This is a genomic window from Azospirillum brasilense, assembly GCF_005222205.1.
Classification (GTDB): Bacteria; Pseudomonadota; Alphaproteobacteria; order Azospirillales; family Azospirillaceae; genus Azospirillum; species Azospirillum brasilense_G.
In genome coordinates this window covers 306,701-332,949 of the sequence record NZ_CP032346.1, presented here as the reverse complement: position 1 = coordinate 332,949, position 26,249 = coordinate 306,701, and the positions used below count along the sequence as shown (strand labels likewise).

The following is a 26,249-nucleotide window of genomic DNA, read 5'->3' as shown; positions in this document are numbered from 1 at the left end:
CGAGAGTCCTAAGGCCCAAATTCTTAATCAGGTGTAAACGTCCGGCCGAGCCCGAAAGGCATAACCCTTTATGCCTTTCCTGGAAGCTCCATCAAACCAAGAGCATAGCTCAAGCCATTGGCTTGGTATTACCACTCATTAATGTCAAATGCGACATTTTGCCCGGCACCATTGGCCGCCCGATAGTGCGGCTGCGCCCCTCAGAGGTCCCCGTCCTCCGCCAGGAGTCGGCGATGGATGGCGGTGGCGGCGATCGCGGCCTGTCCCATGGCGACCGAGATCTGGTTCAGCCCCTCCACGATGTCGCCCGCGGCGTAGAGCCCTTCGATCCCGGTCTGCTGGTGCCCATCGGTGACCAGCCGTCCGTCCGGGCCGATGCGCACGCCCAGCCCCTTCACCGGTTCGATGCGCGGGTGGCAGCCCAGGGCGGAGTACAGCGTGTCGAAGGTCAGCCGCTCGCCGGACGCCGTGGTCAGGGCGGCGATCCGCCCGCCCTCGGTGTGGATTTCCACCACCGGCTCCTCGACGGCGCGCAGCCCGGCCTCGGCCATGCGGCGCTCCTCCGCCTCTTCCAGGGTCATCGGTTCGCCCAGCGTCAGAAGGGTGATGTCGCGGGAATAGGTGCGCAGGAACAGCGCCTCCCCCAAAGCCCCGGTGCCGTGGCCGATGACGCCGATGCGATGGCCGGTCACCTCGAACCCGTCGCAGATCGGGCAATGGCGGACCAGCCCCCGCTGCACCGCCTGATAGAGGTTGGGCAGTTGCGGCTCGCGGTCGATCACGCCGGTCGCGGCCAGCACGGTGCGGGCGCGGTACAGCCGTCCGTCCTCCGTCCGCACGCGGTAGCCATCGTCGCCCCGCTCCACCGTGGTCACCGTTCCCGGCACGATCCGAGCCCCGTAGCGCTCCGCCTGGGCGCGCATGCGGGCCAGCAGTTCGTCGCCGGTTACCCCGTCCGGAAAGCCCGCGTGGTTGTGGGACAGCGGAATCCAGGAGGCCCGGCTCGCCCCGGAATCGACCACCAGGAAACGGCGGCGGTAGCGCGCCAGATAGATCGCCGCGGTCAGTCCGGCGGGACCACCGCCGACGATCAGGGTGTCCAGACGCTGTTCTTCGGTTGTGGCAATCATCGCTTGGGCGTCCCAGCGGTCGTTGGCGACGTTGGGGAACAGGCTGTGCCTCCCCAGGTTCCACAGCGGGGTGCTGCACCGCCGAAGCGTCCATTCGCCGCGCCGGCCTTGGCTTGACCGGGTTGAATTGCCCCACGCACTGTACGGCCATACCGTGTCCTGCCGGGAGCCGCAGCCGTGCCCCAGCCCTCGTCCGCCCCATTCGAACCGCCGACGCCCAACACCGCCCCATGCGACCGGGACATCCTCGATGTCGAACCGATGCTGCGCAACTTCGGCGGTCCCGGCCCCACCGTCACGATGCTCTACGCCCTGTTCCTGGAAAACGCCGATGAGCTGTCGCGCGCCTTGAAGGAACGGCTGGCCATCGGCGACCTGGACGGCGTCCGGATGGCCGCCCATTCGGCCGCGGGGGCCGCCCGCACCGCCGGGGCCGGTCGGCTCGCCGACCTCTTCGGCTCGGTGGAGGACGCGGCCCTGCGCGGCGACGCGGCGGTCGCGCGCCGGGATGCGGCGGCCCTCGACCGCGCGCTGGCCGACGTGAAAATTTTGATCGCACGCATTTGAGTTTCTTTCGCGCTGATATATCATGCGGATGCAACCCAAGTTGGGTAGCCCACGGGACGAAGCGCGAGGGTGGCCGTGTCGTTCAATTCCTGCGCGGTGCTGGTCGTCGAGGACGAGGTGGTGACCCGCAGCGTCTCGGTGCGGCTGCTGAAGCAGCTGGGCGTCGGCACGGTGATCGAGGCCGCCGACGGGGCGGAGGCGCTGGCCCGCTGCAACCGCGTCGATTTCGACGCGATCTTCTGCGACGTGGACATGGCGCCGATGGGCGGTCTGGCCTTTCTGGAGGCTTTGGACGGGCGGGCGCCGGTCATCATGCTGACCAAGCACGACGGGTCGGACGTCGTCCTGTCGGCCCTGCGCTCCGGCGCCACCGGCTATCTGGTGAAGCCGCTGACCCCGCTCGGCCTGCGCGAGAAGCTGGAAAAAGCGCTGACCGCGAAAGGGTAGAACCTTGACCGCGACATTATACTTTTTGTAACCACGGCGGAATTATTCTGTACACGGTGCATTGCTGCACCCTTGTGCGGATTGCCGGGAGATTCCGCATGCCCATGAATGTTCTGGAAGTGGCGATTTACGCCATGGTGCTCACCGCGTCGCAGCCGCGCCCCTACGAGTGCGTCGCGGTGCAGCCGGAGGGGGTGAACTGCACGAACGGCCTCGCCGTGGCGTCCGAGACGCCGAACGGAGTCATGGCCTTCAACACCGGCGTGCAGGTCATCAAGGACAACCAGGGCCGCGTGCGGCTGAGCAACGGGATCACCACCCATTTCGATTCCTCGGCCTGGGTGGCCTTCAAGAACCCCGGCGGACAGACCCTGGTCAGCGTGCGCAAGACCGGGCCGTTCCGCTTCAAATTCTCCAACAGCTTCCAATGCGAGATGATCGGGCAGAACCAGGACATGGCCCGCTGCTACAAGCCCTGAGGTTCGCTCACCCCACCCCGTCCCGTCCGTGCGGCGCGTCGAGGTCCAGCGCCGGCCCCTTCGGCACGACGCCGGTCGGGTTGATCATGGTGTGGCTCGCGTAATAGTGCCGCTTGATGTGGTGGAAATCGACCGTCTCCGCCACGCCGGGCACCTGATAGAGCTCGCGCAGATAGCCGGACAGGTTCGGATAGTCGGCGATGCGGCGCAGGTTGCACTTGAAGTGGCCGACATAGACGGCGTCGAAGCGCACCAGCGTGGTGAACAGGCGCCAATCGGCCTCGGTCTGCCGGTTCCCCAGCAGATAGCGCTGCTTGGCCAGCCGCTCGTCCAACTCGTCGAGCGCCGCGAAGAGGGCGTCGAACGCCTGCTCGTACTTCTCCTGGCTGGTCGCGAAGCCGGCCTTGTAGACGCCGTTGTTGACACGGTCGTAGACGAAGGCGTTGAGGCGATCGATCTCCTCCGCCAGCTCCGCCGGGTAGAAATCCAGCGAGGCGTCGCCGAAGGCGTCGAATTCCCGGTTCAGCATGCGGACGATCTCCGCCGATTCGTTGCTGACGATCGTCCCGGTCTTCTTGTCCCACAGCACCGGGACGGTGACGCGCCCCGAGTAGGTGGGATCGGCCTTGGTGTAGACCTCGTGCAGGCGAGTGGAGCCGGTGACCGGATCGGGTTCGGGGAAGGTCCAGCCCTCCTCCCGCATCAGGGGATCGACCACGCTGACGCCGATGGCGTCCTCCAGCCCCTTCAGCTTGCGCAGGATCAGCGTGCGGTGCGCCCAGGGGCAGGCCAGCGACACGAACAGGTGATAGCGGCCGGCCTCCGGCTGGAACGGCGTCGAGCCGTCCGCCCGCACCCAGTTGCGGAACTGGGTTTCCGGGCGGACGAAAGCGCCGCCGCTTGTCTTGGTGTCGTACCACTGGTCGTGCCAGCGGCCGTCGATCAACAGGCCCATGCCCTGAACTCCCCTCGATCCGGTGCCGCCTCTCCCGCCCGGACGGCGGGAGAGGGGCGCCCTACCCTCAACCGTGCAGCTTCGTGGCAATCTCCGCGACGTGACGCCCCTGGTAGCGGGCGCCGTCCAGTTCGACCGCGCTCGGCTGGCGGGAGCCGTCGCCGCCCGCGATGGTGCTGGCGCCGTAGGGGCTGTTGCCCATCACCTCGTCCACGCCCATCTGGCCCTGGAAGCTGTAGGGCAGGCCGACGATCACCATGCCGTGGTGCAGAAGCACGGTGTGGGTGGTGAGGATCGTGCTCTCCTGCCCGCCATGCTGGGTGGCGGAGGAGGAGAAGGCGGCGCCCACCTTGCCGACCAGCGCGCCCTTCATCCACAGGCCGCCCGTCTGGTCGAGGAAGTTCTTCATCTGGCCCGGCATGTTGCCGTAGCGCGTCGGCACGCCCAGGATGATGGCGTCGTAGTTGGCCAGTTCGTTCGGGTCGGCGATGGGAATGTTCGGCTCTTCCTTGAAGTGCGCCTTCTGCCGCACCTCCTCGGGGACCAGCTCCGGCACGCGCTTCACCGTCACCTCGGTTCCCGGAACCGAGCGGGCGCCTTCGGCCACCGCCTGTGCCATGGTGGAGATGTGGCCGTAGCTGCTGTAATAGAGCACCAGAACCTTCGCCATGTCTCGTCTCCCCTCTGTCGTTGCGGCCGCGCCGGAGGCTGCGGCGTCCCAAAAGATAGCGCGTTGCCCCGTTTCGGCAAATCCAGGGCGCTGGAACTTCATTGTTCCCGGGTGTAGAACAATGGGATGGATCGCCTCGACGACATGATGGCCTTTATCAAGGTCGTGGACACCAAGAGCTTCACCACCGCGGCGGAGCGCCTGAACCTGTCCAAGTCCGTGGTTTCCCGCCGCATCGCGGAGCTGGAAAACCGGCTGGGGGCGCGGCTGCTGAACCGCACCACGCGCAAGCTCAGCCTGACCGAGGTCGGGCAGGCCTATTACGAGCGCTGCACCCGCATCATCGCCGACCTGGAGGAGGCGGAGCAGGCCGTCGCCGACCTCCACGCCGCCCCGCGCGGGCGGCTGAAGGTCAACGCCCCGGTGTCTTTCGGGCTGCTGCATCTGGCCAAGGCGGTCGCCGAGTTCCTGGAGCGCTACCCGTCCATCGAGATCGAGATGGACCTGAACGACCGCTACGTCGATCTGATCGACGAGGGCTACGATCTGGCGGTGCGCATCGGGCGGCTGCGCGACAGCTCGCTGATCGCCAAGCGTCTGGCCCCCAACCGGCAGGTGGTCTGCGCCAGCCCGGCCTATCTGGAGAAGCACGGAACTCCTCAGACGCCGGATGATCTGTCCAACCACAACTGCCTGATCTACACCAACGTTCCGACGGCCGAGCAGTGGCAGTTCCGCGTCGGCGACGCCATGCGGTCGGTCCGTGTGTCGGGGTCGCTGCGCACCAACAACGGCGACCTGCTGCGCGAATCCGCGATCGCCGGGGTCGGCATCATCGTGCTGCCCACCTTCCTGTGCGGCGAGGCGCTGTCCAAGGGGCAGCTCCAGTGCCTGCTGCTCGACTATTACATAGCAGAATCGAACGTCTTCGCGGTCTACCCGCAGAACCGACACCTGTCGCCGAAGGTCCGCGTCTTCGTCGATTTCCTGGCCGAACGCTTCGGCCCGCGCCCCTATTGGGACTGCGCCCTGCTCAGCCTGCAGCCCTTCCGGGCGGAGGCGTGACGGCGACGCCCCCATCCCGAACGGCGTTTCGTCAGTGTTCCGGCTTCTCCATTATAAAGAGGAGACCCGGCACGCCCACGCCCTTCTCCCGGCGGGGGGAACAGGATTCCATCAGCCGCACCGTCAAGCCCGCCGCCGCCGCGGTCTCCCGCAGATAGGCTTCGCTGTGGGCGTAGCGCCGCGACGGGCCGAGCGCGTAGCCGGAGGCCGCCGCCTCGCCGTCCAGACGCTCCACCGTCGCGGCGAAGCGGCCCGCCGGACGCAGGGCCTTGGCCGCGCCCTCGAACAGCGTGGTCAGGTTGCCGAGATAGACCAGAACGTCGGCGGCGACCAGCAGGTCCCAGGCTCCCGGAGCCCCCGCCACCGCCGCGACCACGTCGCCGACCGACAACTCATCATACAATGCGCGGGCGCGGGCCTTCTCGACCATGCGCGGGGCGAGATCGACCCCGGCGAGATGCCCGGCCAGCGGGCGGAACGCCACGCCCGCCAGCCCGGTGCCACAACCAAGGTCGAGCACCCGCAATCCAGATGCGGGCCCCAGCCGGTCCACCGCCTCGCGCAGCAGGGCCGGCGCGGAGTAGCCCAGCTTGCCCACCAGGTCCTGGTCGAAGCGGTCGGCGTAGCGGTCGAACAGGGCGCGCACATAGGCCGCCGACAGGTCTTCCCCGGCGCCGCCTTCCAGCGCGGCGATCAGCGCCGCGCAGCCGAGTCGGCCGTCCGAGTCGAGGCCTTCGGCACGGCGCAGCGCCGCCAGCGCCTTCGCCGGCTCCTGCAGCATGATCCAGGCGCGTCCAATGGCGGCGTGCAGGTCCGCGTCCTCCGGATCCCGGCGGGACAGGGGCTGAAGCAGTTCCACCGCGCCCAGCGCGTCGCCGGCCTCGACCAGCAGGGCGGCCAGCTCCAGTGACGCCTCGCGGTCGCCGGGGCGCAGGGCCACGGCCTCGCGATACTCCTCCAGCGCGGCGTCCCGCCGGCCCGCCGCCGCCAGGGCGCGGGCCAGAGCCAGCCGGGCCGTGGCGGAATCCGGCCGCTCCGCCGTCAACACCTGCCCGGTGGCCACGGCTTCCTCCAACCTGCCGGCGGCGCGCAGCGCCTCGGCCAAGGCGATCCGCCAGGGCCATACGCCGGGGTCGAGCGCCACCGCCCGCCCGCAGGCGGCCAGCGCTCCGGCGGCCTCGCCCGCGTCCCGCGTGCTGTCGGCCAGGGCGCCCCAGGCCTCGCCCGACCCCGGATCGGCGGCACAGGCGAGCCGGAAGGCACGCGCCGCCCCGGCCGCGTCGGCGGCGTAGAGTCGGTCATAGCCAGTCTGGAACAAGATGCCCGGAACGTCTCCGGGTTGGACGAGGGGGACTGCCCCCTCCCGGTCGGCTTGAGCCGTCGAATCGCGATCCACGATCACTTCGCTGTGGGAGATGCGCTGTCGCCGCCCCCGCTCCGGGAGACTCCGGAATGCGGGAGACGACACGAACTCCTGCACCAGCTTGCACGCGCGCGCAAGGGTCATCCGAAGGAGGTCGTCCGGCGGCGAATCGTGCTTCAGACCGTCGCATTAGGCCGTTTGGACGAAATTGTACGCCGTTCGCACAATCCACCTCTTTCGGTTTTTCAAAGCGCTTCGGAATCAGTGCCTTATTGGCTAAGGCCGAGACCCTGGGTGGGTTTTTCCCGCCGCCTTGTGACATCGTTCGATCGAAAGGCGTGGTATTACCGGGCAGCAAATAGATTGACGCTGTATAAAATTTTTGGAAGTGTGGCTTCGGCGCCCGATGGTGGGCGCTGAACTTTCGGGTAGGAGGCGGTCACCGTAAGCGACTCGGTGACCGGTAATGGCGGCCCCGCGCGGGGGGCCAAAACGAAGCCGGATGAACCCGGCAACGAAGAGGGGACCGAGGATATGCAGGATCGAACTCAGCGCGTGCGACGCACGTATGGCGGCTGGATCGCTCTTGCACTGGGCTTAGCCGCCGCTCCGGTCCTCCTCGCCAAGCCCGCCGCCGCCCAGGACAGCAGCTGCGTCTCCCACGCCGTGGAGGCCGAGCGCAAGTTCAACATCCCCTCCGGCCTGCTCGTCGCCATCGCCCTGGTGGAAAGCGGCCAGGACGGCGCCCCGACCCCCTTCGCGATGAGCGTGGAAGGCCGTCCCGTCTACGCCCGCAACGCCAACGACGCCGCCCGGCATCTCCGCGACAAGCGCGGCCAGCTTCGCCAGAACGTCTATGTCGGCTGCATGCAAATCTCGCTGGGCACCCACCGCGGCGAGTTCCAGCCGGTGGAGCGGATCGTCGATCCCCGCGAGAACGTCTATTACGCCGGCCGTCTCCTCCTTCGCCTTCACGGCGAGCAGGGAAGCTGGAAGACCGCCGTCGCCCGCTACAACGGCGGCTCCACCCGTCAGGCCCAGAACTACGTCTGCAAGATCTGGCAGCACCTGAACGAGCTGGACCCGAAGAGCGCCAAGCTGCTGGAATCCGCCCGCTGCGGCGACTCCGAGCCCACCAGCATCGCGCCGAGCACCCGCCGCACCTTCCGCAACGCCCAGCAGGTCGCCTCCCTCGACTGATAACCCGGCTTCGCGGGGGATGGCGCGGAACGCCCCGATGGGCTAAATCCCTGCCCCATGAACTACCGTCACATTTTCCACGCCGGCAACCCCGCCGACGTGATGAAGCACGCCGTTCTGGCGCTGATCATCGATCATTTGCGCGCCAAGCCGGCACCCTTCTGCGTGCTCGACGCCCACGCCGGGATCGGGCGCTACGACCTGGACTCCGAACCGGCGCGCAAGACGTTGGAGTTCCAGGACGGAATCGGACGGCTGTTCGGCCAGCCGGCGCCGCACCCGGCGCTGCGGCCTTATCTCGACGCGGTGAACGCGCTGAACCCGGACGGGCGGCTGCGCTGGTACCCTGGATCGCCGCGGCTGGCGCGGGCGCTCCTGCGCGAACAGGACCGGCTGCTCCTCAATGAATTGCACCCCGATGACTGGCAGACCCTGAAGGCGGAGTTCGCGGGGGACCGTCAGGTCTCGGCCTTCAAGACGGACGCCTATCAGGCGCTGAAGGCCCATCTGCCGCCGCGGGAGAAGCGCGGCCTCGTCCTGATCGACCCGCCCTTCGAGCAGCCCGACGAGTTCGCCCGCATGGCCGAGGGGCTGAAGGCGGCGCACCGGCGCTGGTCCACGGGCATCTATGCCCTGTGGTACCCGATCAAGGAGCGTGCCGCCGTCTGGCGCTTCCAGGAGGCGGTCGAGAACACCGGCATCCGCAAGATCCTGATGGTCGAGCTGACCTGGCACCCGGAGGACACGCACCTGCGGCTGAACGGGTCCGGCCTGCTGATCGTCAACCCGCCCTGGACGCTGGACGACACGCTGCGCGACCTGCTGCCGGCGCTGCACGCCGCCCTGCCCGCCACCGGCGGCGGCTGCACGGTCGATTGGCTGGTTCCCGAGGGGTAAAACCGCCCGTTTCAATCGGAAAGCGGCAACCGGTCACAGAGGTTGCCGTTGCAACGGCCCCGCCACTCGCCATAGGCTGAACGGGATTACTCCGTTCCGGCAAGGCCACGATGTCCCGTTCCAACGATTTCGCCAGCAGCTTCGCCAAGGCCCACGCCGATGCCGGGCTGGAGCGCGTGTCGGTCGCCCACATTCTCCAGACCATCCAGAAGGACCCGGCCTTCCTGTTCAGCGAGGAGTTGCGGCGCGGCGGCGGCCAGTGCCCCGTGCACGCCGCTCCCAACGCCGACGACGCGGACAAGGTGACGGTCAACACGCTGCTGGCCTATCTGTTCGAACGGCTGCGCGACCATGTGGCGTCCAAGCTGCCGCTGGACGAGCGCGGGCAGGTCATGCTGCCGATCCCGCCGCGCTCCCCGCACGGCATCAACCCGGCCGACCGCGCGGCGATGGCGGCGGCACCGCTGGACGTCATGGCCTCGGTCCTGCGCGACGCCACCTGCCACCTGCTGGACGGCCTCATCACCGGCTGGGCGGCCGATCTGCTGTCGGAGGAGGAGCATTACCGCGCCCAGGGCACGGGCGAGATCTCCGCCGCCGCCGCCGCCACCTTCATCCTGCGCACGACGCTGGAGGATTCGCCGCTTTACCAGCGCGCCGGCTACGACATGCTGTCGATCACCAAGACCGGCAGCCACACCGCCATCCACATCTGCTGGGCCATGGTGGAGGCCGCGCCCCTGCTGCTCCCGGACAAGGATGCGGCGGCCTATGACGACCTCGTCCGGCGCAGCCTGAAGCAGGTGGTGCCGCTGTCGATGGCCAGCCTGGGCATGCTGGTCCATTACATGGAAGCGTCGGGGATCGAGCCGCACGACGGCCTCGCCATTCATCTGCTGCCCAAGGACCAGACCGCCTTCGTCCTCGACGAGGCCGGGCTGATCTGCCTCAACCCGGAGCCGATCACCCGCTTCGCCAAGCCGGAGGAGCGCCACTACACCGGTTGCCCGGCCTTCTACACGCCCGGCTTCATCAAACTGTATCTCGACATCGTGGCCAGCATCGCCATGGACTACGGCGTCTACGACCGGCTTCGCGACCGCTGACCGTCCTCATTCACGAGATTGACGCCCCATCATGGCCCGCTCCAACGACTTCGCCCTGACCTATCTCGCCGCGCATGAGGAGGCCGGGATGAGCCGGATCAACCTCGCGCCGATCCTGCACCGCATCACCGAGGACCCGAACTACCTCTTCACCGAGGAGCTTCAGCGCCTCGCCGGCCAGTGCCCGGCCCACGCGGACACCCGCAAGGAGGATTACGAGAAGGTCGCGATCAACACGCTGCTGGCCTTCCTCTACAACGACCTGCGCGACCACATCACCAACCGCATGCCGCTCGACGCCGACGGCCATCTGCTGCTGTGCAACCCGCCGGACTCGCCGCACGGGCTGGACGTCGCCGACGCCGCCGGGCTGGACGCCGCCCCGGCGGAGACGCTGATCGGCTTCCTGCGCGACAGCGTGTGCCACCTGCTGGACGCCATCATCAAGGACTGGGCGATCAAGGTGACGCTGGAGGAGGAGCGCTGCCGGGCGGAGGGCGCCATCACCCCGCTCGCCGCGGCCAGCTTCGTCCTCGCCAACACGCTGGAGGCGTCGGTGCTGCACGCGCCGTCCGGCTACGACATGCTGTCGATCACGAAGACGGGCAGCCACACCGCGCTCCACGTCTGCTGGAACCTGTGCGAGTCGGCGCCGATGCTGAAGCCCGGCCTGACCCCGGCCGAATACGACGACCTGTCGCGCCGCAGCCTGAAGCAGGTGCTTCCGCTCGCCATGGGCAGCCTGGGCATGCTGTGCCAGTTCATGGGGGCCGGCCACATCGAGGCCGACGACCATCAGGCCATCCATCCCCTGCCCCGCCACCAGACCGCCTTCGTCTATGACGCGGAGGCGCCGGGTGGCATGATCGTCCTGAACGCCGACCTGATCGAGCCGACCGCGCAACCGGGCGAGCGCCATTACACCGGCTGCCCGGCCTTCTACGCCAACGGCCTGATCAACCTCTACATGGAGATCGTGCTGTCGCTGGCCGCGCGGTACGACATCTACGGACGGGTCCTGCGGGCCGGATGAGCAAAGCGCCGCACTGACCAGCGGCGCGGCAGCCTTGACGCCACGCAAAGTGTGCCTATCTTGGCGGCCTTGTCGATTTGGAGACTGCTTGCGTGGCCACCACCAGGAAGATGTTGCGCCGTTACACGACCACCGCGCTGGCCGACGGGATCAAGCGGGCGCGCGGGCGCATGATCTCCCCGCTGCAACGGGCACTCGGACATGTCGAGAGCGTGTTCATCGACCATGCCTGCTTCCGGCTGGTCTATTCGAACACCCACCGCATCTCCCCCAACATGTACCGGGCGAGCCAGCCCTCCCCTTCGCACATCCGCGAGGCGGCACGCCAAGGCGTCAAGACCATCCTGAACCTGCGCGGCAGCCGCGATTGCGCCTCCTACATCCTGGAGGCCGAGGCCTGCCGGGCGGCCGGCCTGACGCTGGTGGACTTTCCGGTCAACTCCCGCGACATGCCGAAGAAGGAGACGCTGCTGAAGGCCCGCGACCTGTTCGCGACCATGCAGTATCCGGCGCTGCTGCACTGCAAGTCGGGGGCGGACCGCGCCGGCTTCATGTCGGCGCTCTACCTCTTCATCCACGAGGGCGTGCCGCTGGAGCGGGCGACCAAGCAGCTCCACTGGAAGTACGGCCACTTCAAGCAGGCGAAGACCGGCATCCTCGACTATTTCTTCGAGCTTTACGCCGCCTACAACGAGAAGCGCCCGATCGCCTTTTGGGACTGGGTGGAGCGCGTCTACGACCCGGTGGAGGCCAAGGCCAGCTTCCGCTCCCGCGAATGGGCGGACACGGTGGTCGACCGGGTTCTGGGGCGGGAGTGACCGCGGGAATGAGCGGGGCGCCTCACTTCGCCCCGACGAAGTGGCAATAGGGGAAGGCCAGGAAATCGAAGCGGCGCACCCGGACCGGGTCATGCCGGTTCAGCCAGTCGAGCACCGCGTAATGGGCCATCTGATCCAGCATCCAGTAGACCTCCGCCCCCGCCAGGAAATGCCCGATGTAGGAGCCGATCAGCGACAGGAAGCGGTCGCCGCCGGGGGTGTTCTCGTAGACGGCGAACCCGACCGGAATTTCCCGTGACGGACCGCGGCGGCGACCGTCGAGCATGAGGCCGACGTCGTACCCGGCCATCTCCGCCCGCAGAGCCGTCAAATCTCCGGTGATCCAGGCGTCGGTGTCGACCACCATCAGCGGGCGATCCAGCCGGCGCAGCCACTGCAACGCGCGGAGAAAGCGGGCGGAGGCGTAGTAGGTGACGCGCTTGATGTCGGTCCACCCCGCCATGTCCGGCCGATCCAGCGAGAAGCCCACCCTCAGCCGTCCATCGGTCCGCCAGCGCGCCATCGCCCGCTCCGTCTCCGCAGACGGCACCACCACATGGACGGCGATCATGGCGCCCGGCATCCGCTCCGCCAACGACTCCAGCAGCGCCGGGGCGAAGCGCTGGAAATAGACGTCGTCGCAGCAGAGGAAGACCAACGGTTCCCCGGCCGGGGCGGGCGCCGGCTCGCAGCGGCATTCCAGGGGCGCCATGCCCGCCAGCACCGCTTCGACCGGCGGCAGGGTGTGGAAGAAGGCGTCGTCGGCGCGCAGCATGGTCCACAGGCCCAGCTCATGCTCCCGCGCGACCTCAGCCGCGCTGAAGCGCCGCCGGAAGCGTCGGCTCAGCCACGAGGCGAGGACGAGCCGGTCCCGACGGTAGGCGTGGAAACCGACGACCGAGGCCGCGACCGTGTCCTTGGGGTGGCGCCGCAGACGGATCCAGGCAGCCCTCGCGCCATCGCGCAGCACCGTGTCGGACGCCATCCCCACCTGCACCAGCGTCGCCACCGCGGCGACGTGCAGCCAGTCGGCCTCGTCGTCGTCCGGGCGGGCGGCGACGGCCCGGCGCAACGCGCCGATGGCCTCCTCGACCAGCGCCCGGTCGACCGCGAAGGGTTTTCCATCCTGCACGCCCATCGCCCCGCTGCGCTCCAGCAGACGGCGCCCCAGCAGACGGTTGGCCCGATGATGGTCACCGTCCCGCTCCAGGGCGGCGCGCGCCATCGCTTCCGCCGCCGCCGCATCCCCGACCGCCAGACACGCCTCCGCCGCCGCCGTGCAGGTTTCGGCGTCCGCCGCCGGGTGGCGCGCCGCGGCGGTCCGCCGTGCCGCCTCGTCCAGCCGCGATCCCCACTGGTCCCGCAGCGTCTTGAGGTTGCCCGCCGCCGCGGCGTGACCGGGTTCGAGCGCCAGGGTCCGCCGATAGCTCGAGTCCGCGCCCGCCGCCTTCTCCTGCTGCTTCAACCCGTTGCCGAGGTTGAACCAGGAGGCTGCGTGCGCCGGGTCGAGGGACAGTGCCCGGTGCAGGCAGGCGATGGCCTCCATCCCCTGGCCGGCCAGGCGCAGGGCGGCGGCCAGGTTGCTGTAGCCGGCAACGACGCCGGGCTCCAGCCGCAGGATGGTCCGGAAATGGTCGGCGGCCTCCGCCGGGCGTCCGGTCTGCACCAAAAGCATCGCCAGCATCTGCAGCGCGCCGCGATTCGCCGGCTCACGCTCCAGCACCCCCCGGTAGAGCGGCTCCGCCCCCGCATGGTTGCCGGATTTGTGCAGGCGGATCGCGTCGTCGAGGGCAGGTTCCATGGGGCGGGACCATAGACCGGATCGGTCCCGACGCCAATCGCCGCCGTCGGCCGCCGGCCGAAGCGATCCTGGGCGGCGCGTTGCGGATCGGGACGCCCCGGACCTCATCCCATGAGGGAATGGATCGATTATCAACCAATTATTGCGTGGTATGATACGATCTGGTTCAGAGTTGCCCGCAACCGGTTAGCCTGGAAATGGTCTGCGAAATGCCTCGGTATGTTCGGACCGGACACGCCTTCCCGACCGCCCGCCCCGCCAACCCCATGCTCCTTTCACCGCTCCCAGAGCAGAATCGCGCTCCCGCGCCGTCTGAACGGGCCTGGGCCGTCAGCAAGGGCGATGCCAACCACGTCGGACGCGGTCATCGAGCGATCCGGTCCATGGTTGCGTTTGAACGCCGGCCGACTCGATGAGTCCAAACCGGGAGACACCGCAGCGTTCGACCGGGCGCTCGAACCGGCGTCCGATGTGGCTGCTGCGGCCGCAACGGGTGCGGAGCTGGCTCGTCCTGCTGGTCATGGCGGTTGCGATGCCGCTGGTCCTTTTCTCGGTGTTCCTCCTGATCCGCAACGTCGATGCGCAGGCCCGGCAAACGGAACAGCTCGTGCTCGACCGGACGCGCCTGCTGGCCGAAGACGTGGAACGCGAGGTCAGCCGTCAGATCGCCGCAGCCGAGGTGCTCTCCACGTCGGAAAGCCTGACGACGGAGGATCTGGCCGCTTTCCACCGGCAAGCCGTCGTCGTGCGCGACCGTCTGGGCACCAACGTGGTTCTGCGCGACCCGCAGGGCCGGCAACTGGTCAACAGCCGGGTGCCCTGGGGGGCGGCGCTGCCGGACGGCACCGTGTTCGAGGCCGACCAACGGGTGATCGACACGGGACGGCCGCAGATCACCGGCCTCTTCATCGGCGACATCAGCCGGACGCCGCTTCTGGCGGTGGTCGCCCCGGTGATCCGCGACGGCCGGATCCGCTACCTGCTGAACGTCACCATCCCCCAGGAGCGGCTTCAGGCCATCGTGTCGCCGGAGCGCATTCCGGCGGGCTGGCGGGCCGGGGTGATCGACCAGGACGGTGTCGTCATCGCCCGGTCGCACTTGTCCGAGCAACTCGTCGGAAAACCGCTTCCCACCTCGCTGTGGAGCGGCATGCAGAACATGCCCGACGGAATCCACCACGCCGTCAATCTGGAAGGGGTGGAGGCGATCCAGGCCTACAGCCGGTCGCGGAGCTTCGGCTGGGTGGTCGCGACCAGCGTTCCCACGGCCCTGGTGGCGTTCCCGGCGCGTCATACCCTCCTGCTCTTCACCGGCGGCGGCCTCCTTCTTCTGCTGACCGGCATCGGGGCGGCGGTTCTGTTCGGGCGGCGCCTCACGCGCTCCGTCTCCCAACTGGCCGGAGCGGCGGAAGCGCTGGGCGCCGGACACCCGGTGCCGCCGCCCGACGGCGGCGTGGCCGAGATGGAGGCGGTGGGCCGCGCCATCCGCAACGCCGCCGACCTCATCCGGCGGCGCGAGGCGGCCCTGGCGGAAAGCGAGGCCCGCCACCGGGCCATCGTGCAGACCGCGGTGGACGCCATGCTGGTCATCGACGAGACCGGCACGATCCAGAGCTTCAACCCGGCGGCGGAACGCATCTTCGGGTACGAGGCCGGCGAAGCGGTCGGCCGGAACATCCGAATCCTGATGCCGGAACCCTATCATTCCGCCCATGACGGCTATCTGGAGGCCTACCAGAGCACGGGCGAGAAGAAAATCATCGGCATCGGGCGCGAGGTGGAAGGGCGGCACAAGGACGGTTCGATCTTCCCGATCGAACTGGCGGTCACCGAATGGACCACCGGGGAGCGCCGCTACTTCACGGGCATCGTCCGCAACATCACCGAGCGCCGCCGCGCCGAGGACGCCCTGCGCGCCTCAAAGGCGGAAGCCGACCGCGCCAACGTCGCGAAATCCAAGTTCCTCGCCGCCGCGAGCCACGACCTGCGGCAGCCGGTCCAGGCGATGATGCTGTTCCAATCGGCACTGGCGGAGCGGCTGGACGGGCACCCAGCGGCCCCGCTTCTCGACTCCATGGGGTTGGCCATGGACGGGTTGCGCATGCTGCTCGACAGCCTGCTCGACGTGTCCAAGCTGGATGCGGGGCTGATCGTTCCCCAACTGCAGGATCTGCCGATCGGCCCGATCATGGAGCAGTTGGGCGCCGAGTACCATCCCCAGGCGGAGGCGAAGGGTCTGCGGCTGCGCGTGGTGCCCTGCGCCCTGACGGTCCGCAGCGATCCGGCCCTGCTGATGCGCATCCTGCGCAACCTTGTGGAAAACGCGCTGCGCTACACCGAGCGGGGCGGCCTGCTGATCGGCTGCCGCCGCCGGGGCGACCGCCTGCTCATCGAGGTGATGGACTCCGGCATCGGCATCCCGGCCAACCAGCATGAGGAGATTTTCGAGGAGTTCTATCAGGTCGCCAACCAGGAACGGGACCGCAGCAAGGGGCTGGGGCTCGGCCTTGCGGTGGTGCGCCGTCTCGCCCGCCTGCTCGGCCACACGATTCACCTGCGCTCAAGAATGGGGGCCGGGTCCGCCTTCGGCGTCGATGTGCCGTTGATCGCCCGCCACGCCACCCGCTCCGAACCGGTGAGAGCCCGTCTGATGGCGGCCGACGGGCGCGGCATGATCCTGGTCATCGACGACGAGCCGCTGATTCGCCACGGCCTGCAGGCCATGCTGGAGGGGTGGGGGTATCGGGTGCTGACCGCGGGCTCCATCGAGGACGCGGTCCGGCACGTCGAAAGCGGGGAATGGCCGAGCGCGATCCTGGCCGACTATCGCCTGCGCGACGGCGAGACCGGGCTGGACGCCATCCGGGCGGTGAGCAAGCGGCTCAGGACCCCGGTGCCGGCGACGATCATCACCGGCGACACCGCCCCGGAGCGTCTGGCGGAAGCCCGCGCGGGCGGCCACACCCTACTGCACAAACCCATCGCCGCCCACGAACTGCGCAACGCCGTGGTGGAGATGATGCCCGCGGCCGACTGACCGCGGGCCGGGGGTGGCGGATCAGGGCGCCAGCAGGGCGGCCTCGCCGTCCTCGCCGAACTGGAGCTTGCACAGGCGGGCGTAGGTGCCGTTCTGAGCGATCAGGGTGTCGTGGGTGCCCTGCTCCAGGATGCGCCCGCCCTCCATCACGACGATCCGGTCGGCGTTGCGCACGGTGGCCAGCCGGTGGGCGATGACCAGCGTCGTGCGCCCCTGGGTCAGCCGCTCCAGCGCGCCCTGCACCAGCCGCTCGGACTCGCTGTCCAGCGCGCTCGTCGCCTCGTCCAGAAGCAGGATCGGCGCGTCCTTCAGGAAGGCGCGGGCAAGCGCGAGGCGCTGCCGCTCGCCGCCCGACAGCTTCACCCCGCGGTCGCCGATCACCGTGTCGTAGCCCTCCGGCAGCCGGGCGACGAAGTCGTGCGCGGCGGCGGCCTTGGCGGCGGCCACGATGTCGTCGAAGGGGGCGTCCAGCCGCCCGAAGGCGATGTTGGCCCGCACCGTGTCGTTGAACAGCACCGTGTCCTGGCTGACCAGGGAGATCACGCCGCGCAGGCTCTTCAGGGTCACCGCCCGCACGTCCTGCCCGTCGATCAGCACCTGACCGCCGGTCGCGTCGTAGAGGCGCGGGATCAGGTTGAACACGGTGGACTTGCCGGCGCCGCTGCGCCCGACCAGGGCCACCGTCGCCCCCGCCGGAACGTCCAGGTCGATGCCCTTCAGCGTCTCCGTCCCCTCCTCGTAGGCGAAGCGGACGCCGCGCAGGGACACGGCGGCGCGCTCCACCGCCAGGGGCTTGGCACCGGGCTGCTCGGTGATGGTCGGCTTCTCGTCCACCAGTTCGAAGATGCGCTGGGCGGCGGCCAGCCCCTCCTGGAGCACGGCGTTCAGCGTGCCGATGGCGCGCACCGGCTGCGCCGCCATCAGAAGCGCGCCGACGAAACCGGAAAAGGCGCCGACCGAGCCCTCGCCCATCGCCATGCGGTAGCCGGCGAAGGCGATCACCCCGGCCACCGCGGCGCCGCCCAGCACCTCCATCATCGGGTCGATGCGCGAGCGGGCGCGGGTCGCCTTCATGGTCAGGGCGAAATTGTCCTCGAAGGCGCGGGCGGCGCGGGCGCGCTCGTACTCCTCCAGCGAATAGGTCTTGACCATGCGGGCACCCGCCAGGCTTTCCGTCAGCAGGGCGGTCATGTCGCCCATCTGCGCCTGGGTGTCGCGCGACACGCGGCGCAGCCGCTTGCCGATGTTCACGATGGGAATGGCGGCGATCGGGTAGATCAGGAAGACGATCAGCGACAGCACCCAGTCGAGATAGAACATCGACCCGACCAGCGCGATCACCGTCAGGATGTCGCGCACCAGCCCGGTCAGGGTCCGCGACAGGGCGTTGCGGATCAGGTCCACGTCGCTGATGAAGCGGGAGGTCAGCGTGCCGGTGGGGGCGGCGTGAAGCTGCGCGGTGTCGGACCTCAGCAGATGGTCGAACATCGACAGGCGCACGTCGGTGATGATCCGCTGCACGATGTCGGTGGTCACCACCGTCTGGGAATACATGGACAGCGCCTTGACCGCCGTGACGACGATGATCAGGAGCGGGATGACCAGCAGCATGCCGCGGTCCTGCTCGGAGAACATCGAATAGGCTTGGTCAATCAGCAGCGGGTAGGCGCCGGTCGCCGCCGCCACCACGGCCATCAGCAGGAAGGACAGCATCAGCTTGCCGGTGTAGGGGCGCACCCATTCCCGCAGCATGCGGCCGACCAGCCGTTCCGTCGCCGCGTCGAGGCGCAGCCGTTCTCCGCTCTTCTTGCTCACGTGTCGATCTTCCTGTAGCGCAATCGCGATGGCTTAGCCGATGGCGCCGGTGCTTGTCCACCGAGCCCTCATCAACCGGGCCTTGTCCACCGGGGCGGGACCGATCAAGCTTCCTTAACCGGGCGGATGGCACGATACCGGCCGGAACGCGCTCCACCCTGTGCAAAGGAGGCGCCATGGCGGCGGACGGCGGAAACGGACAAGGGCCCGGCAATCGCTACGGCCAGCATCATCACCGGCCGCGCATCGGTCTGGCGCTGGGCGCCGGGGTGGCGCGGGGCTGGGCGCACATCGGCGTCCTGCGGGCGCTGGCCCGCTACGGGATCGAGGCGGACATCGTCTGCGGCAGTTCGGTGGGGGCGCTGGTCGGCGGCCTCCATCTCGCCGGCAAGCTCGACGCGTTGGAGGAGTGGACGCGCAGCCTGACCCGGATGAAGATCGTCGGCTATCTGGACCTGCGGCTGCGCCAGGGCGGCGGGCTGATCGGCGGGGACCGGCTGGTGGCCGAGATGCGCCATCATCTGGGCGACGTCCTGATCGAAGAGCTTCCCAACCCTTTCGCGGCCATCGCCACCGATCTGGTCACCGGGCACGAGGTGTGGATGCGCAACGGCCCGTTGGTGGACGCGCTGCGCGCCTCCTTCTCCCTGCCCGGGGTCTTCCCGCCGGTGCGCTTCGAAGGGCGCTGGATGGTCGACGGCGCCCTGGTCAACCCGGTGCCGGTGTCGGCCTGCCGGGCCCTGGGCGCCCAGATGGTCATCGCGGTGAATCTGGCCGCCGATATCATCGGCAAGTCGCGGCGCCCCGGCGCCGCCGTGCCCACCGCGGCGGGGTTCGACCTTCTCAAGCTGATCGACGAGGAGCAGGGGCCGGACGGCGAGGCCAAGCCGCGCGCCGGCTTCCGCGTGCCCATCGGCGCGCTGAGCCGCCGCATCTTCCGGCGCGATTACGAGGGGCCGAGCCTGTTCGGCGTCATGGTGTCCTCGCTGGGCATCGTCACCGACCGCATCGCGCGGTCCCGTCTGGCGGGCGAACCGCCGGACGTCCACATCACGCCGCGGCTGGGTCACATCGGCCTGTCGGAGTTCGACCGTGCGGAGGACTGCATCCGCGAAGGGGAAGCGGCGGTCGAGCGCGTCCTCCCCGACCTTCAGGACGCGTTGAGGGTGTTCGGTTACGCGCCCCCAATCTGAGCCCCGGTCTGAGCCCCGGCCCGAGCCCCGGTATAGCGGTGTCAGGCGGTCAGGTCGACCGCCGCGCCGCGCCGGTCCTTCTCGCCGGACAACTGGCGCTTCAGTTCCTCGGCGATCTGTTTTTCGACCGCGGCGCGCTTCTCCGCCGGCATGGACGCGAGGGACTCCTCGTCCAGCTTCATGCGGGCGAGAATCTGGTCCCGGATGCGTTGGGCCGGCGACTTCCGCGCCTCCTTGAGGAAGGCGTCGGCGGCGCTGACTCCGCTCGCCTCCTTCTCCGGTTCGGTCTTCTCGCTCTGCGCCGTGAACTTGGCGACGACGCGGGAGACGTTGCTGATGTAGCTGGAGATTTGCATGACGGTTTCTCGTGACCGATGGGCTGAGAGATCCGACAAGCAAGTTTTGTGCAACCTAAAATATGCTTGGCAATCAACCGCATGCATGGGATTGCTGATGGCGTGGATGTGCCGGGCGGCAAAAATGACCGGCTCATGATCTGCCGGCTTCCGGTTCCGGCCCCTTCCGCCGAGACGATGCATGGACCCCATCACCACCGACCGCCTGATCCTGAGGCCCTTCCGGAATGGGGACGCGCCCGACCTCCTCGCCTATCTGCGTCGCCCCAGGGCGAGCTGCTTCCTCTCGCTCAAGCTGGACGATCTCGACGCGGCGGCCGCGGAGGTGGAAACGCGCAGCCGAAGCGACGAACACGTCGCCGTGTGCCTGCGCAGCACCGGCCGGGTGATCGGCGACCTGTTCCAGGTGCCCGAGCCGCCGGACACCTATGCGGTCGGCTGGAACTTCAACGCGGATTTTGCCGGGGCCGGTTACGCCGTCGAGGCCGCGCGGGCTCTCTTCGGACATCTGTTCACGGTGAAGCAGGCCCGCCGCCTCTACGCCTATGTCGAGGAGACCAACGTCGCGTCGCAGCGCCTGTGCGAACGGCTCGGCATGAGGAAGGAAGGCCTGTTCGTGGAGTTCATATCCTTCGAAACGGACGGCGACGGGCTGCCCATCTTCGAGAACACGATGCAGTACGCCATCCTGCGCAAGGAATGGCGGGCCTAGAAAAGCGAAAGCGCGCCGCGCCTTGGTCGGCGCGACGCGCTTGTCGTCATCGGCAACGGATCGTGTCCGTCGCGTCCGGTCAGCGATCCAGGGCCGTGCCCAGCGCGGCGCCGCCCAGGCCACCGATGATGGCGCCACGCTTGCCGTCCACCGCGTAGCCGCCCGCGGCGCCAGCCGTGCCGCCCACCACGCCGCCGGTCGAACAGGCCGCGAGCGTCAACAGCGCAATGGCGGTCCCGATCAGGCGCAAACGAGACATGTCCAAACCCTCCTTGTGGTGCTTCTCGCTCCTATAAACAGGCGAGAAGGCGATTTGCTTCCACGACACCGCGATTCCGTCGGGAAACCACCCTTGGATGAGGACGAAAGAGGGATGCCGGGCCCGTTCGGGACCCCTTTTCAGAACAGAACACGGGTTCCGACGCGCAGCATCGTGCTGTCGGACGGGTCTCCGCTGTAGGTCATGGTGCCCAGATCGGCGGTGACGCTGACCTTCGGCGACATGCGGAACCGCAGGCCCGTGGACCAGGCCTCCTGCGGGGCTTCGGCGCCGACCTGGCTGTGGGCCAGCCGCCCCATGACCGTCCAGCCGCGCAGCGGCGTTCCCTGCTCCAGATACAGGCCGGCGTTGAGCGTCCGCCGCGCCGCGCCGCCGTCCGGCAACTGCTCGCGATAGCCGGCGCCGACCGTCACGCCGGGCAACGTCACCTGACCGCCGACCACCCAGGACCGGCGGGGCGTGCCGCGGTCCTTGGCGACGGCGGCCTTCCCCGCCCCCGCGGTGATGCGCAGCCGGGCCTTGCCCAGCCGCCCGTCATGCCGCACCACACCCTCAACCACATGGCGGGCGAGCGGATCGGCCGCCCCCAGCTCCGTCCGCACGGGGGTGTAGCCGAGCCCGATGTTGAAGCCGTGCAGGCGCGGCGAATAGTAGGTCGCCCGCGCGTCCGGACCGCCGAAGGCGCCGTCGTTCATGAAGACCGGGTCGGAGAACCACTGATCGCGCACCGGCGTGGTCACCACCATCCGGCGCGACGCGCTTTCCGTCTGTCCGACCTCCAGGGCGCCCCAGCCGCCGAGATCGATCGCCTTCTTGTCGAACCGGATCGGCGTGGCGCCGCCGCCCGCCGCCGTGCGATCCAGGTCGGGCAAGGATCCCGCCGTCGCCGCGGCGGATGACAGGACAAGCATCAGGGCTGCAAAGGGCAGAGATACGGAGGGCAGAGATACGGGGGGTGGTGCCGGAATAAGCCGTGTACGAAACATGAAATGCCCCTCGCCCGTTGCATTAACCCGGAAGGATTGTAGCCCGCTGCAATGCTGCATTGCGGGAGACATTTCTGTATTATTTTAGGAACATTGGGAAATTTTGGCCGCTGCGTTGCACTCGCGCCCAAGAATTGCCAAAATCGGATGACCGCGAAGGCGGCATCATCCCCATTCCGGCGCGAGGACTATGGAGACGGCGAGCACCATCATTCTGATCGGGTCGTCGCTGCTGATCGTCAGCATCCTGACCAGCTATCTCGCGCTGCGGATCGGCACGCCGCTGCTGCTGATCTTCCTGGGCGTCGGCCTGTTCGCCGGGGTCGACGGCGTCGGGGGCATCAGCTTCAACGACGCGGACAGCGCCTTCTTGATCGGCTCCATCGCGCTCGCCGTGATCCTCTTCGAAAGCGGCCTGGACACCAAGCTGTCGAGCTACCGCGCCGCCGCGTGGCCGGCGCTCAGCCTCGCCACATTCGGGGTCGCCATAACCTCCGGGGTCATCGGCGTCGCCGCGCATGGTCTGCTGGGCCTGCCCTGGATCGAGTCCTTCCTGGTCGGCGCGGCGGTCAGCTCCACCGACGCGGCGGCGGTGTTCTTCCTGCTGCGGGTCGGCGGCATCACCATCCGCGACCGCGTGCGCTCGACGCTGGAGATCGAGTCCGGCAGCAACGACCCGACCGCCATCCTGCTGACCGCCATGCTGGTGGAGGCGGCGCTGCACGGCTGGGGGACGCCGCTGGAGCTGGCCGGCTTCCTGGTCAAGCAGATCGCCGGCGGGGCGGTCCTCGGCGTGCTGGGCGGCGCCGGGCTGGCCGCCTTCATCAACAAGGCCCGCCTCGACCCCGGCCTGAACCCGGTGGTCACCCTGGCCTTCGCCCTGTTCCTGTTCGCCGGCACGAACGAGCTGGGGGGCAGCGGATTCCTCGCCGTCTACGCCGCCGGCCTCGTCGCCGGCAATGTGAAGCTGCGCGGGGCGCTGGGCCTGCGGCAGTTTCACTCGGGCCTGACCTGGCTCAGCCAGATCGTGATGTTCGTCATGCTCGGCCTGTTCGCCACACCGCATGATTTCGGGGCGATCGCCCTGCCCGCCCTGGCGCTGGCCGTCCTGCTGATCCTGCTGGCGCGCCCGCTGGCGGTGTGGCTGTGCCTGCTCCCCTTCCGCTTCTCGGCCAACGAGAAGACCTTCATGGCCTGGGTCGGGCTGCGCGGCGCCGTCTCGATGCTTCTGGCGCTGGTGCCGATCCTGGGCGAGTTGCCGGGTGGTCAGGTGATCTTCAACACCGCCTTCCTGGTGGTGATCGTGTCGCTGGCGGTGCAGGGCTGGACCATCGGACCGATGGCGCGCTGGCTGAAGCTGATCGTCCCGCCGCGGCGCGGCCCGGTCGAGCGGTTCGAGCTGGAGCTGCCCGGCGGGGCCGACCAGGAGATGGTCGCCTACACCGTCCACCCCAAGAGCCCCGCCGCCCGCGGCCAGCGCACGCCGCGCTTCGCCCGCCCTTCGCTGGTCATCCGCGACGGGCGCGTGGTGCCGCTGCACAAGGCGCGGACGCTCCAGGCCGGGGACATGGTCTATCTGTTCACTCCGCCCGGCCAGCTGCCGCTGATCGACAAGCTGTTCGCCGAGAGCCGCCCACTGGATCAGGACGACCGCGAATTCTACGGCGATCTGGCGCTGAACCCCGACGCGACGGTGGAGCAGATCGCCGAGATGTACGGCCTGCCCCTGTCGCTGGCCAACGCCCAGCGCTCGCTGCGCGATCTGCTCCGCAACGAGTTCGGCGGCGCCTGCGAGCTGGGCGACCGGATGCGCATGGGCGGCGTGGAGCTGATCGTCCGCGACATGCAGGACGGCCAGATCACCTCGGTCGGTCTGGCGCTGGAGCCATCGGCGATGGACAAGCCCCGCGTGCCGCTGTTCCAGGGGCCGGAACGGCTTTGGCAGACGATGCTGTCCTGGTGGTCGAAACGCTCCTTCCGCCGCTGGCAGCGCCGGGAAACCCGCCGCGAGCGCCTGCCCGCCCGCGCCCTGGAAGCGCCCGCCCTGACCGGGAAGGAGCCGGAGCGGCTGGAGGGATGACTCCCGTTCCGGCCCTCCCGCCCGACGCTCAGGCCATCGCGGGCTGCTGTTGGGCGCGGATCATCGCGGCGAAGGCGTCCGGGGCCGCCGGGCGGCCGAACAGATACCCCTGAAGCAGGTCACAGCCGACGGACACCAGGAAATCCCGCTGTTCCTCCGTCTCGACCCCTTCGGCCACGGTGACGAGGCCGAGGCCGTGCGCCATGCCGACCGCGGCGCGGACCAGCGCCCCGTTCTTCAGGTTGTCCGGGATGTCCGCCATGAAGGCGCGGTCGATCTTCAGCTTCGACACCGGGAGCTGCTGGACATAGCTGAGCGACGAGTAGCCCGACCCGAAATCGTCGATGGCCACCTGGACGTCGATCGCCTCCAGCTCAGTCAGGGTCTGCACGGCGGCCTTCAGATCGCGCACCGCCGCCTGCTCGGTGATCTCCAGCCCCAGCCGCCCGCGCAGCTCCGGGTGGCGGCCCAGCAGCTCCTCGAGGCGGGCGCTGAGGTTGCCGCGCAGGAATTGCGGGCCGGAAATGTTGATGAAGATCTGGTTGGGAAGGGTGCCCGCCTTCTCCCACGCCGCCATCTGCTCGACGACGGCGGTCAGAACCCAGTCGGTGATGGGGACGATCAGGCCGCTTTCCTCGGCGACCGGAATGAACTCGCCCGGGGAGACCGGCCCCAGCGTGTGCTGGTTCCAGCGCAGCAGCGCCTCCGCCCCCACGATCCGGCCGGAGCGCGCCTCGACGATGGGCTGGTAGGCCATGTGCAGCTCGTTCCGCTCGATGGCGTGGGCGAGATGCATGGTCAGGAACATGCGCCGCGTCGCCGCCGCCGCCATCTCCGGGGTGTAGAAGCAGACGGCGTTGCCGCCGTTGTGCTGGGCGGCCTGAAGCGCCAGCTTGGCCTTGGCGTTCAGCTCCTCCAGCGTGCGGATGTCGGCATCCTGCACCGCGGCGCCGATCGACAGGCGCAGCCGCACCCAATGGCGGTCGGCGTAGATGGAGGCGGTCAGCCGGTCGTGCAGCAGATCGGCCAACGTTTCCGCCTGCTCGGCGCTCTCGACGCGGGACAGGGCGGCGAACTCGTCGGCGGCGATGCGGCAGACATAGGTCTGCTGCGGCAGAACCTCCGTCACCCGGCTGACCATCGCCTTCAGCGCGGCGTCGCCGACATGGAAGCCGAACGCCTCGTTGATGTCGCTGAACTGGTCGACGTCGAGCGCGTAAAGCGCGAACAGCCCCTCTTCCTGGCCGGGGAAGGGCGTGGCCAGCACCGCCTCGCACTCCTCCAGGAAGGCGGTGCGGGTCAGAACCCCGGTCAGCGGGTCGTGCCGGGCGAGATAGGTCGCCCGCTGCTCCGCCGCCAGCCGTTCGGAGATGTCGCGGATGATGCCGACGAACACGACCTCACGCGCCAGCCGGGCCTCGCCGACGCTGAGATGGATCGGAAACACCGCGCCGTCCTTGCGGCGCCCGAGCGCGTCGCGCCCGATGCCGATGATCTTGGCGCGCTCCGTCTCCAGATAGCTGCCGATGTACTTGTCGTGGTCGCGGGAAAAGGGCGGCGGCATCAGGACGGAGACATTCCGCCCGATCAACTCCTCCTCGTCGTAGCCGAACAGGGCGCGGCAGGACCGGTTGACCGTGCGGATGATGCCGTGGCGGTCCGCCACCACCACCCCGTCCACCGCCGCATCGAGCAGCGTGGTCACGAAGGGATCGCGGCGCAGGACGAAATCGGCGATGCGGGCCGGATCGGTCACGTCCTGGAACAGCCCCAGGAAGCCCTGCCCCCCATCGCCGGTGCGGTGCGGCAAGACACAGCCGCTCAGCACCCCGCGCCCGCCGTCCGCGCGCTCGATCTCGCAATCCACCGGAGCGGCCTCCCCGGTCTGGCCGGCACGCTCCAGCGCCTGCGCCACGGCGCGCGCCAGGGGATGGTCGAATTCGGCCAGGGGCCGCCCGGCCAAGGCCTCGGGCGACGTCCGCAAGACGGCGGCGAAGATGGGGTTCGCGAACAGGCAGCGCCGCCCGGCGTCGGCATAGACCAACGCGAAGGACGCCTGCTGCATGAGGCTTTCGGCCAGCGACGCCAGGAACGCCGCCGTCGTCGGCATTGCCGGTGCGGACGGGCTGTCAGGACCCTGATGCTCTGCTGGAGACACGTTGGACAAAACCGTACCCGCTCACCAAGGCGCCCCCGAGGCTGGAGACCAAGCCTGCCCCCCAGGGGTGCACAGAAACTGAGTTGTCATTATGACGGCTT

Annotated in this window: 23 protein-coding genes; 13 read left to right on the top strand and 10 right to left on the bottom strand. The window is 68.9% G+C overall.

Annotated features, from left to right (window positions below):
- Positions 1-200: 200 nt before the first annotated feature.
- Positions 201-1,130 carry an NAD(P)/FAD-dependent oxidoreductase gene (locus D3869_RS15590; protein ID WP_137140910.1) on the bottom strand — a complete coding sequence of 310 codons (930 nt, stop codon included), beginning with the start codon at positions 1,128-1,130 and terminating at the stop codon, positions 201-203.
- Positions 1,131-1,307: 177 nt separating this feature from the next.
- Between D3869_RS15590 and D3869_RS15585 the strand changes: the two genes are divergently transcribed.
- From D3869_RS15585 to D3869_RS15575, 3 genes are all read left to right on the top strand, one after another.
- Positions 1,308-1,697, top strand: a complete 390-nt coding sequence (locus D3869_RS15585; protein ID WP_137140909.1) for an Hpt domain-containing protein — start codon at positions 1,308-1,310, stop codon at positions 1,695-1,697.
- 75 nt (positions 1,698-1,772) lie between these two features.
- Positions 1,773-2,144, top strand: coding sequence for a response regulator (locus D3869_RS15580; RefSeq protein WP_247895871.1), 372 nt, complete (start codon positions 1,773-1,775; stop codon positions 2,142-2,144).
- Between the two features lie 98 nt (positions 2,145-2,242).
- On the top strand, positions 2,243-2,623 hold the full coding sequence (locus D3869_RS15575) for a hypothetical protein (protein ID WP_014198709.1): 381 nt from the start codon (positions 2,243-2,245) through the stop codon (positions 2,621-2,623).
- A gap of 7 nt (positions 2,624-2,630) precedes the next feature.
- Here D3869_RS15575 and D3869_RS15570 read toward each other — a convergent pair whose 3' ends face one another.
- Both D3869_RS15570 and wrbA read right to left on the bottom strand, forming a co-directional pair.
- On the bottom strand, positions 2,631-3,578 hold the full coding sequence (locus D3869_RS15570; protein ID WP_137140907.1) for a glutathione S-transferase family protein: 948 nt from the start codon (positions 3,576-3,578) through the stop codon (positions 2,631-2,633).
- Between the two features lie 67 nt (positions 3,579-3,645).
- On the bottom strand, positions 3,646-4,248 hold the full coding sequence (gene wrbA / locus D3869_RS15565) for an NAD(P)H:quinone oxidoreductase (RefSeq protein WP_137140906.1): 603 nt from the start codon (positions 4,246-4,248) through the stop codon (positions 3,646-3,648).
- A gap of 126 nt (positions 4,249-4,374) precedes the next feature.
- Between wrbA and D3869_RS15560 the strand changes: the two genes are divergently transcribed.
- Positions 4,375-5,313, top strand: coding sequence for a LysR family transcriptional regulator (locus tag D3869_RS15560; protein WP_137105249.1), 939 nt, complete (start codon positions 4,375-4,377; stop codon positions 5,311-5,313).
- 31 nt (positions 5,314-5,344) lie between these two features.
- Here the strand turns inward: D3869_RS15560 and D3869_RS15555 are convergent, their stop codons facing one another.
- The gene (locus D3869_RS15555) at positions 5,345-6,631 is read right to left on the bottom strand and encodes a tetratricopeptide repeat protein (RefSeq protein ID WP_247895870.1); all 1,287 of its coding nucleotides are present in this window, start codon (positions 6,629-6,631) and stop codon (positions 5,345-5,347) included.
- Positions 6,632-7,231: 600 nt separating this feature from the next.
- Between D3869_RS15555 and D3869_RS15550 the strand changes: the two genes are divergently transcribed.
- From D3869_RS15550 to D3869_RS15530, 5 genes are all read left to right on the top strand, one after another.
- A complete protein-coding gene (locus tag D3869_RS15550; protein WP_247895869.1) occupies positions 7,232-7,876 on the top strand; it encodes a transglycosylase SLT domain-containing protein in 645 nt (214 codons plus the stop codon).
- Positions 7,877-7,933: 57 nt separating this feature from the next.
- Positions 7,934-8,773, top strand: coding sequence for a 23S rRNA (adenine(2030)-N(6))-methyltransferase RlmJ (locus D3869_RS15545; RefSeq protein WP_137140903.1), 840 nt, complete (start codon positions 7,934-7,936; stop codon positions 8,771-8,773).
- A 110-nt stretch (positions 8,774-8,883) separates the two neighbouring features.
- Positions 8,884-9,879, top strand: a complete 996-nt coding sequence (locus tag D3869_RS15540; RefSeq protein ID WP_137140902.1) for a hypothetical protein — start codon at positions 8,884-8,886, stop codon at positions 9,877-9,879.
- Positions 9,880-9,910: 31 nt separating this feature from the next.
- On the top strand, positions 9,911-10,912 hold the full coding sequence (locus tag D3869_RS15535; protein ID WP_137140901.1) for a hypothetical protein: 1,002 nt from the start codon (positions 9,911-9,913) through the stop codon (positions 10,910-10,912).
- 92 nt (positions 10,913-11,004) lie between these two features.
- Positions 11,005-11,730, top strand: a complete 726-nt coding sequence (locus tag D3869_RS15530; RefSeq protein ID WP_247895868.1) for a fused DSP-PTPase phosphatase/NAD kinase-like protein — start codon at positions 11,005-11,007, stop codon at positions 11,728-11,730.
- Between the two features lie 22 nt (positions 11,731-11,752).
- On the opposite strand, the gene D3869_RS15525 is transcribed toward D3869_RS15530, so the two are convergent.
- A complete protein-coding gene (locus tag D3869_RS15525; RefSeq protein WP_175426504.1) occupies positions 11,753-13,531 on the bottom strand; it encodes a tetratricopeptide repeat protein in 1,779 nt (592 codons plus the stop codon).
- A 469-nt stretch (positions 13,532-14,000) separates the two neighbouring features.
- Here D3869_RS15525 and D3869_RS15520 point away from each other — a divergent pair, with 469 nt between their 5' ends.
- The gene (locus D3869_RS15520) at positions 14,001-16,568 is read left to right on the top strand and encodes a hybrid sensor histidine kinase/response regulator (RefSeq protein ID WP_247895867.1); all 2,568 of its coding nucleotides are present in this window, start codon (positions 14,001-14,003) and stop codon (positions 16,566-16,568) included.
- 21 nt (positions 16,569-16,589) lie between these two features.
- Here D3869_RS15520 and D3869_RS15515 read toward each other — a convergent pair whose 3' ends face one another.
- Entirely contained in the window at positions 16,590-18,383 is a 1,794-nt protein-coding gene (locus tag D3869_RS15515; protein ID WP_137140898.1) for an ABC transporter ATP-binding protein, read from the bottom strand.
- A 176-nt stretch (positions 18,384-18,559) separates the two neighbouring features.
- Between D3869_RS15515 and D3869_RS15510 the strand changes: the two genes are divergently transcribed.
- On the top strand, positions 18,560-19,576 hold the full coding sequence (locus tag D3869_RS15510) for a patatin-like phospholipase family protein (protein ID WP_137140897.1): 1,017 nt from the start codon (positions 18,560-18,562) through the stop codon (positions 19,574-19,576).
- A 41-nt stretch (positions 19,577-19,617) separates the two neighbouring features.
- Here the strand turns inward: D3869_RS15510 and D3869_RS15505 are convergent, their stop codons facing one another.
- Positions 19,618-19,932, bottom strand: coding sequence for a hypothetical protein (locus D3869_RS15505; protein ID WP_137140896.1), 315 nt, complete (start codon positions 19,930-19,932; stop codon positions 19,618-19,620).
- A gap of 181 nt (positions 19,933-20,113) precedes the next feature.
- Between D3869_RS15505 and D3869_RS15500 the strand changes: the two genes are divergently transcribed.
- Complete coding sequence (locus tag D3869_RS15500; RefSeq protein ID WP_137140895.1) at positions 20,114-20,644, top strand: GNAT family N-acetyltransferase; 531 nt, start codon at positions 20,114-20,116, stop codon at positions 20,642-20,644.
- A 79-nt stretch (positions 20,645-20,723) separates the two neighbouring features.
- Here D3869_RS15500 and D3869_RS15495 read toward each other — a convergent pair whose 3' ends face one another.
- Positions 20,724-20,903 (bottom strand): hypothetical protein, encoded by a 180-nt coding sequence (locus D3869_RS15495; protein WP_014198692.1) that lies wholly within the window; start codon positions 20,901-20,903, stop codon positions 20,724-20,726.
- 140 nt (positions 20,904-21,043) lie between these two features.
- Complete coding sequence (locus D3869_RS15490; protein ID WP_247895866.1) at positions 21,044-21,796, bottom strand: porin; 753 nt, start codon at positions 21,794-21,796, stop codon at positions 21,044-21,046.
- A gap of 304 nt (positions 21,797-22,100) precedes the next feature.
- Between D3869_RS15490 and D3869_RS15485 the strand changes: the two genes are divergently transcribed.
- Positions 22,101-23,990 carry a potassium/proton antiporter gene (locus D3869_RS15485; RefSeq protein WP_137140893.1) on the top strand — a complete coding sequence of 630 codons (1,890 nt, stop codon included), beginning with the start codon at positions 22,101-22,103 and terminating at the stop codon, positions 23,988-23,990.
- 28 nt (positions 23,991-24,018) lie between these two features.
- Here the strand turns inward: D3869_RS15485 and D3869_RS15480 are convergent, their stop codons facing one another.
- On the bottom strand, positions 24,019-26,100 hold the full coding sequence (locus tag D3869_RS15480; RefSeq protein ID WP_137140892.1) for a putative bifunctional diguanylate cyclase/phosphodiesterase: 2,082 nt from the start codon (positions 26,098-26,100) through the stop codon (positions 24,019-24,021).
- Positions 26,101-26,249: the final 149 nt, after the last annotated feature.